Source organism: Bacillus sp. JJ1562 (assembly GCF_036962705.1).
GTDB lineage: Bacteria > Bacillota > Bacilli > Bacillales > Bacillaceae_L > Ferdinandcohnia.
In genome coordinates, this window is the sequence record NZ_JBALOQ010000049.1 from 1 (window position 1) to 7,385 (window position 7,385).

The 7,385-nt window shown below is 33.6% G+C and carries 10 protein-coding genes and 1 pseudogene; 7 read left to right on the forward strand and 4 right to left on the reverse strand.

Going from position 1 to position 7,385, the window contains the following annotated elements; all coding sequences use genetic code 11:
• Positions 1-20 precede the first annotated feature (20 nt).
• The gene (locus V7097_RS22245; protein WP_335705829.1) at positions 21-1,256 is read right to left on the reverse strand and encodes an IS110 family transposase; all 1,236 of its coding nucleotides are present in this window, start codon (positions 1,254-1,256) and stop codon (positions 21-23) included.
• 134 nt (positions 1,257-1,390) lie between these two features.
• Here V7097_RS22245 and V7097_RS22250 point away from each other — a divergent pair, with 134 nt between their 5' ends.
• Positions 1,391-1,675 (forward strand): hypothetical protein, encoded by a 285-nt coding sequence (locus V7097_RS22250; protein ID WP_335705830.1) that lies wholly within the window; start codon positions 1,391-1,393, stop codon positions 1,673-1,675.
• A gap of 136 nt (positions 1,676-1,811) precedes the next feature.
• Positions 1,812-2,468 carry an HAD family hydrolase gene (locus tag V7097_RS22255; protein WP_335705838.1) on the forward strand — a complete coding sequence of 219 codons (657 nt, stop codon included), beginning with the start codon at positions 1,812-1,814 and terminating at the stop codon, positions 2,466-2,468.
• A gap of 142 nt (positions 2,469-2,610) precedes the next feature.
• Here the strand turns inward: V7097_RS22255 and V7097_RS22260 are convergent, their stop codons facing one another.
• Positions 2,611-3,027 (reverse strand): flavoprotein, encoded by a 417-nt coding sequence (locus V7097_RS22260; RefSeq protein ID WP_335705831.1) that lies wholly within the window; start codon positions 3,025-3,027, stop codon positions 2,611-2,613.
• 56 nt (positions 3,028-3,083) lie between these two features.
• Positions 3,084-3,535, reverse strand: a pseudogene (locus tag V7097_RS22265) (AraC family transcriptional regulator).
• Positions 3,536-3,676: 141 nt separating this feature from the next.
• On the opposite strand from V7097_RS22265, the gene V7097_RS22270 reads away from it, so the two are divergent.
• From V7097_RS22270 to lepB, 4 genes are all read left to right on the forward strand, one after another.
• The gene (locus V7097_RS22270) at positions 3,677-4,213 is read left to right on the forward strand and encodes a GNAT family N-acetyltransferase (protein WP_335705832.1); all 537 of its coding nucleotides are present in this window, start codon (positions 3,677-3,679) and stop codon (positions 4,211-4,213) included.
• A gap of 87 nt (positions 4,214-4,300) precedes the next feature.
• Complete coding sequence (locus tag V7097_RS22275; protein WP_335705833.1) at positions 4,301-4,645, forward strand: n-acetylglutamate synthase; 345 nt, start codon at positions 4,301-4,303, stop codon at positions 4,643-4,645.
• Positions 4,646-4,681: 36 nt separating this feature from the next.
• A complete protein-coding gene (locus V7097_RS22280) occupies positions 4,682-5,140 on the forward strand; it encodes a GNAT family N-acetyltransferase (RefSeq protein WP_335705834.1) in 459 nt (152 codons plus the stop codon).
• A gap of 245 nt (positions 5,141-5,385) precedes the next feature.
• The gene (gene lepB, locus V7097_RS22285; protein ID WP_335705835.1) at positions 5,386-5,931 is read left to right on the forward strand and encodes a signal peptidase I; all 546 of its coding nucleotides are present in this window, start codon (positions 5,386-5,388) and stop codon (positions 5,929-5,931) included.
• Between the two features lie 206 nt (positions 5,932-6,137).
• On the opposite strand, the gene V7097_RS22290 is transcribed toward lepB, so the two are convergent.
• A complete protein-coding gene (locus V7097_RS22290; RefSeq protein ID WP_335705836.1) occupies positions 6,138-6,335 on the reverse strand; it encodes a DUF4177 domain-containing protein in 198 nt (65 codons plus the stop codon).
• Positions 6,336-6,605: 270 nt separating this feature from the next.
• Between V7097_RS22290 and V7097_RS22295 the strand changes: the two genes are divergently transcribed.
• Positions 6,606-7,226, forward strand: coding sequence for an NAD(P)-dependent oxidoreductase (locus tag V7097_RS22295; protein WP_335705837.1), 621 nt, complete (start codon positions 6,606-6,608; stop codon positions 7,224-7,226).
• Positions 7,227-7,385: the final 159 nt, after the last annotated feature.

The window sequence follows — 7,385 nt, forward strand, 5'->3', positions numbered from 1 at the left end:
TAATTAGTTTAATTTTCACTTTAAGCTATATCTTGGAAAGTTGATTTATTTTTTAAAAGTGCATAAATCCAGTGTAAGAGCTTATTCGCACATGCAATAATAGCTACTTTATATGGCTTTCCTTCTTCACGTTTTTTATCATAAAACTCACGTAATTTCTTATTACGAGGAATGATCTCATCCGTTGTTTTCTGTTTTCGACAATCACGAATGGCACATTGAACAGCCATATATAAGGCATGTCGTAATCTACTCGAACCTCTTTTGGTTATTCGGTTTACGGTGCCTTTAAATCGTCCAGATTCAAAGATACTAGGATCAGTTCCTGCAAATGCAACAAGTTTTTTAGGGTGATCAAACCGATCAATCTCTCCAATTTCAGAAATTATCGTTGCAGCGATTTTTTCTCCGATACCGGGGATTGATTGGACAATCTCATATTCTTCAATTTCTTTTGCCAAAGCATCTATCTCGCCCACAAGCTTAGATAGGTGCTTTTGGTATTCAAGAAGCATTTTGATATACATTTCTAGGGTTAATAGATTACTTTGATATAAGACCTTCTGAAACGGATTCTGCGTTGCAGCGGCTATCAGTTTAGTTGCTTGAGTATTCGCCCACTTACTGGAACGGCTTTTACATAATTCGTCGATTTTAGCTGCTACCTTTACTTCTCCAGCTTCCAAGACATCTTTAGATGTTGGATACTCTAATAAAGTTAGTAAAGAAACAACGGAATATAAATCCCCAAAGACACCTCTATATTCAGGAAAAACTTGATCCAAAACTGCTTGAAACTGTAACTTAGTTTGAACAAATATTCCTGTTAGATTTTCATGTTGCCTTGTGAGATTACGAAGGTTTAAGAGTTGAATTCCACGCTTTTTATAGGGCTCTAAATCCTCCTTATAATACAGCTCGCAGAGATGATTAGCATCAATAATATCGGTCTTAACTTTACGCAAGCTAGAGCCCTTCGCCCGATAGGAGATGAGTGGATTAACAATAATTAATAAATAATCTCTTTCCTCAAAATACTGAACAACAGGTGCATGATAATGTCCAGTTGATTCTAAAACGATTGGAGGCCTTACCCCTGTTGCGTTTTCTATTTCTCTCAAAAACTCGTATAAACTCTCCAATCCCTCAAGAGTGTGAGTGATTTTAAAACTGCTTTTATATGGCTTCTTCTTATCCAAGAAAGCTTGTACCTGACTTTCACCTTTAGCAACATCCAGACCAACGACTGGATTCATATCTAAACCATCCTCCTTAAAAACTATATTTACCGGTACCCCTATTCCTCCTTGCAGTTTCATAGCTTCGCTTGTTATACGAGATCAAAGTCCCAACCAGCCTCAATCATGTTTATTATGATAGTGTAAATGAAATGCCTGATAACAACTTATACGAGGAACACAAGCGTTGTATTGATAATGGTTTGTTTATTATTGGTTCTGGACTTAATGGAGACCCCATAGTACTCGATATAAATACTAATAAAACAGGATTTATTTTTCATGATGAGTTATGGGAAGATAAAGAGATAAATCCAAAAGAAATTTACATAAGCTTAGAATGTTCACTACCAGAATTTTATTATAACTCGGTTTTCATAGATGATTATCCGGTTGATGGGTATGAAGCTGAACTCTTTATGAAAAAGAAAAGTTAAAGTAAGCTTATTGTGATAAAGAGTGCAATAGTTGAAGATTACGTTTTTTTGTAAGCCTAAAGTTTGAAGGTGCGATCTAGGGATTATTTATCAAATGTGAGAAGGGCTGTGAAGTTATTTGAGTGGTTATCAAGCAATGCTATTTGATTTAGATGATACCTTACTTGATAGGGATAAGGCAGTAGAAAAAATGTTTTTACGTATTTTAGAAAAGTGTTATGAGGATGTTAAATATTCAACTAAAAATGAAATGCTACAAAAATTCAAAGAATATGATAATAGAAGCTATGGCTACAGTGATAAAACAAAAGTGTTGGATTCATTTTTTGATGAATTTCCACCAAAATATAGATTGCCACGTAATTACATTCAAGATTTTTGGAATAATAATTTTCCTCATTGTTTTTCTATAAACCAAAATACTATAAATATCGTAAATGTTATAAAGAAGCAAGTAAAAGTTGCAATTATAACAAACGGCTCAACACAGAGACAAAAAGCTAAAATAATTAACACTAACTTAAATAGTTATTTTGATATAATAATCATTTCTGAAGAAGTCGGATTTAGTAAACCTGACAAACGAATATTTGAATTAGCATTACAAAAGCTTAATGTGCAGCCAGAAGCTGCATTATTCGTTGGAGATGACATAGAAAAGGATATTGGTGGTTGTCAAAATGCTAATATAAAGGGCATATGGTTCAATCCTCATATGATCAAGAATGATACCGAAATAAAACCATATGTCGAGATCAATTCTCTTGATAGATTATTAGGTTATTTTACATAATAAACATAATTAGAAGCTGTATTACTTCACATTATTTTTATATTGAGTAAAAAGGATTTTTTTCTTTTACATCAAACGGTGCGGGTAAATTAAAGAAGAACAAGGTGCAACCTGCTCTTCTTTTTCACTTTTGTTGATTGCGTTAGTTGAATTGAATTCTCTTTATATTCTCTATTGGAATACCTGCTTCTATATAACTTCTTATCAATTTCCAATCATTAGAACTATCTTTTTTGAAGGTCTGGAAAAATAAATTTGCAGAATTTAAACTCTCACCTTGTATGAGAATTGTTGCAGATATTATAACCAACATCTCATCAGCTCTTAATGGAATAATAGAAATTTCATTCAATTCCCATTGGGCGTTATTTTCTTTAACAAAATTAAACCCTTGTTCCCAGCCAAGTATTGATTCTTCAAACTCAAAATCAACTATCTCTCCTCGTGTAATTTCCCTTGCCTTGTAATTATTTGATATTAAATTACCCATTTCATTTAACGAAGAAGAACGCCAAGCGTCTAAATAAGTGTCAAGAAATTTTCTAAATTGATTATCCATAATAACCCCCTAAATCTTCTTTTATACTAAAGTTACTAATATATTTAACAAGCAATTTATTGAGGTTTAACAGGTACACATATCTCGCAAAATGGGTTATCAATCAGATCCCCAGTGTATTTTTCCATAATAATTTGTTATCCATTTCATACCCATTGCTAATCAGTGATGGGAAAATGTCAGAATATGCTCTTTGAATATCATCAGCTGTGTGTCTGACTTGATATATAACGTATTTTCCACCAGTAATTTTATTTTCATTAATTGAATCATCTAAATGATAGTCTTCTGAAATTACAATACAAGCGTCAAATCTACTGTTGAAAGGAGGTGTTGTATCAGGGTTGTCTTGCGGGATTGCAAATAGGATTGCCGATTCAAGAAGATTTTTCTCTTTTGCCCACTTTTTTAACTTCTCCATTACTTCAAAATTTGCAGGACCATAAGGACCAATCCGTCGCATATAGGCGACACGATAGTTTGGAAGTGTTTCGACTTTAAACTTCATAGATTCATTCTTCCTTTCTTTTTTTGTTAGATACATATTGAATGTAGCATGGTTTAAAAATATATACATTTTATTTTTTGAAATTTTATGAAATAATGAAAAGAAAAAATTATCAATTAATGAATAGGGAGGAATACGATTATGATTGAACTCCAATACTTTGAACGCTCAGATTTCAGACAACTCATTGATTGGATTGATACACCCCAATTCCTGCTTCAATGGGGCGGCCCTGCATTCGTGTATCCTCTTACGGAAAGTCAATTAGAAGAATATATGGAGAATGCTAATAGCCATAACTCAGAAACATTGATTTATAAAGTAATAGACAAAGAAACTGGAAATATGATTGGCCATATCTCTTTGGGGAAAATAGACCGGAGAAATAAATCAGCAAGAGTAGGGAAAGTATTAATTGGTGATAAAAACGCAAGAGGTAAAGGCATAGGGCAACAAATGATTAAGGAAGTCCTTAACATTGCTTTTGAGGAGCATCAATTACATAGAGTTAGTCTGGGGGTCTTTGATTTTAATAGTTCAGCTATTGCATGTTATGAAAAAGCAGGTTTTATTAAAGAGGGGTTACTTAGGGATACAGGAAAAAATGGTGAAGAATACTGGAGTTTATGGGAAATGGGTATTTTAGAGAATGAATGGTTACAAGTGAAAAATTGTTAGCTCTAATCTATTAAGAGATTCGATTATTAATTAGAACAGGAGCATTTTGCATCAATAGATATAAATTGAAAAGAAGGAGTATAAATTATGGTAAATTATAATGGCAAAAGATTTGTTACAGTTGATAATACAGCGAATGGCGAGGTTTCTTCAAAAACTTTTTTTGAATATAAACAAGAGGGAAATATCATCTCAGCAACATACCGCGGAGGACAAATCATACAAGGAACACTGATTGGAATTGTCAAAGAGGATGGTTGCTTAGAATTTAGATATAATCACGTTAACAGCAATCATGAAATTAGAGGAGGAAGCTGTGTCTCTTCTCCAAAAATCTTACCTGATGGGCGAATTAGGCTATATGAAAACTGGAAATGGCTTGACGCTGAAGCCACTGAAGGCAGTTCAATCATTGAGGAAGTTTTTATCTGAAAAATAAAAAACATAGTTTAAGAGGTGGGAGAAAATATGAAAATATATCAAGCTACATTTGATGAATTAGATGGAGTGTCAGATTTATATAATAAGTATCGAATGTTTTATCACCAAGAGTCCGATATAGAAGGTGCTAAGAATTACATAAGAGAACGCATTGAAAGCAAAGAGTCCATTATTTTTATCGTTAAAGACGAACAAAACTATATTGGCTTCACTCAACTTTATCCAACATTTTCATCAATATCCATGAAAAGAGCTTGGATATTAAATGATTTATATGTTGATTCAACAGCAAGAAAACAAGGAGTCGGAGAAATGCTTTTACAGAAAGCAAAGGAATACGCTATTGAAACAGGTGCTAAAAGCCTTAGTCTCAGCACAGCACCAGATAACCATTCAGCTCAAAGATTATATGAAAAGAATGGATACAAAAGGGATTCTCAATATTATCATTATGAATTAGATTTATCCCGCATTAACGTGCAGTAAAACCCCCACTGATTGAAGTTTCACTTTACCTGAATATATTAAGGGTTAAGTATGAAATGAATAGTTGCTACTTGTCTTGATACTATTTGTAATGATTAGACTAATGTCTGGTATGACTAGGAACCTCCCCAGTACCTAAAGGGGGGAAAAACTTCTGAATAGTGAATACTAAGAAGGAATTTGATCTTGTTTTGTGGAATATAACCAATATATCAGCTTTAGAGAATATGTGAGAAGGTGAAAATGTGGTTGAAAAGAGAAATGAGATTTGGGAATGGATTAAAGCCCTCTTTATTGCAATAGTAGTAGCATTTATTGTTCGTGCTTTTCTCTTTACGCCCGTTGTAGTTGAAGGGGCTTCGATGCAGCCTACTTTGCAAGACCAAAATCGAATGATTGTAACAAAGATAGGAGAACCGAAAAGATTCGATGTTGTTGTCTTTCATGCTACAGGGGAAAAAGATTTTATCAAACGAGTAATTGGTTTGCCAGGAGACCGCATTGAATATAGAAATGATACGTTGTATATTAATGGAATACCCTACGATGAGCCTTATTTAGATAATAGTAAAGAAGCGGTAACGAATGGTCCACTAACGTATTCTTTTACATTAAAGGAAACCCCGGTGGGGAGTGAAGTAGTTCCAGAAGGTCATTTGTTTGTAATGGGAGATAATCGGCGAAATAGTATGGACAGTCGCCATATTGGGGCTATTCCAATGGATCAAGTAGTTGGAACTACGAAGGTTGTTGTTTGGCCAATTACAGATATTAAAATAGTTGATAAATGAATTCGAAAAAGGTTCGCTAAAAGTAACGGGTTCAGGTTTGAAGTACAAAACTAAAAATAGATGGAGATAGCAAGTTAGATCTCACATGAAAAAACACCGAAATTTGTACGGTGTTTTTTGTGTGTTTATTATTTACTCATGTTTAACGAAAGCCCCCGTTACTTCAAGTAGAATATTTCACAAGCTTTCTTATACATTTTTTCTGTTTATTTTGTTATTGGTCTTTCAAAGACCAAGTCGTAGTATGTACCTACTGCAACCCCAGAAGTAGCAAAGTCAGGAGAGAAAATTTGAACAAATCTCCACCCTTCATTTGCATGACTCTTTATTATTTCTTGATAATCTACCTTAGGTTTACCAGATAATTTTTTAAACTCTATTTTAACAAACTTGTATTCATACATTTTTATTCCTCTCCTTTTATATCTGATAATGCTTCGTAAAAAAAGAGTTTTCCATAAGAATCCATTTCCTTTAGCTATTTATACGATTTTAATTGTAAAAAGTTTCAAATCAATTCGAGAAGGGACATTGTTGTTCAACAAAACTGTCCGGTTACTTCAATAATATAAGAGCGCCCTTCGTTATTGAAGCATCACAACGTTTAGTTGAACAAGACAATAAAATAACTTTTATAGTAAAATATTAGTATTTACAAAAGGAGCCTCATTCTTATGAATATTTTAATTTTAGGTGCAACTGGACGAGTTGGAAGTCAAATAGTTACTTATGCCCTTCATGATCGACATCATGTTACCGTATTAGTTCGCACCCCAGAGAAGATTCAAATAAATAATAAAAATTTAGCCATTATTCAAGGGAATGTTTTAAATAAAGATAATATAGTACGTGCAATGCATGGGATAGATGTAGTTATTAGTGCACTAAATACTGATGGCACAACCACTCTATCAGAGAGTATGCCGCTTATTATCGAAGCAATGGAAAATGAAGGTATAAAACGAATAGTAACTATAGGTACTGCGGGTATTCTGCAAAGTAGATCAACGCCAAATTCTCTACGTTATCAATCAAGCGAATCAAAGCAGAGGTCAACCCGTGCAGCGAAAGAACATCATAAGGTTTACGATATGCTCAAACAATCCACCCTCGAATGGACGATTGTCTGTCCTACGTACTTGCCGGATGGAGAAAGGGTAGGTAAATATCGAATAGATCGAAATTTTTTGCCGGAGGGTGGAGCTGAAATATCAGTACCGGATACAGCAGAATTTGCATTTAGACAGATAAAAACAAACGATTATATAAAATCACGTGTAGGTATTGCCTACTAATAATATTCTTACACTACTTTCATATTGGATTAACCCGTTTGTTGAAAAAGAAAATGGGGTGAGGCAACAATCCCCACTCTTAACTAAAGTGCCCTTTCTGGAATATCTAAAGGCCAATTACAGATATTAAAATAGTTGATAAATGAATTCGAAAAAGGT

Coding starts and splice junctions, on each gene's coding strand:
- V7097_RS22275 (WP_335705833.1), top strand. CDS start 4,301: ATGGTAAATTATAATGGCAAAAGATTTGTTACAGTTGATAATACAGCG.
- V7097_RS22295 (WP_335705837.1), top strand. CDS start 6,606: ATGAATATTTTAATTTTAGGTGCAACTGGACGAGTTGGAAGTCAAATA.
- V7097_RS22270 (WP_335705832.1), top strand. CDS start 3,677: ATGATTGAACTCCAATACTTTGAACGCTCAGATTTCAGACAACTCATT.
- V7097_RS22260 (WP_335705831.1), bottom strand. CDS start 3,027: ATGGATAATCAATTTAGAAAATTTCTTGACACTTATTTAGACGCTTGG.
- V7097_RS22245 (WP_335705829.1), bottom strand. CDS start 1,256: ATGAATCCAGTCGTTGGTCTGGATGTTGCTAAAGGTGAAAGTCAGGTA.
- V7097_RS22250 (WP_335705830.1), top strand. CDS start 1,391: ATGCCTGATAACAACTTATACGAGGAACACAAGCGTTGTATTGATAAT.
- V7097_RS22290 (WP_335705836.1), bottom strand. CDS start 6,335: ATGTATGAATACAAGTTTGTTAAAATAGAGTTTAAAAAATTATCTGGT.
- V7097_RS22280 (WP_335705834.1), top strand. CDS start 4,682: ATGAAAATATATCAAGCTACATTTGATGAATTAGATGGAGTGTCAGAT.
- V7097_RS22255 (WP_335705838.1), top strand. CDS start 1,812: ATGCTATTTGATTTAGATGATACCTTACTTGATAGGGATAAGGCAGTA.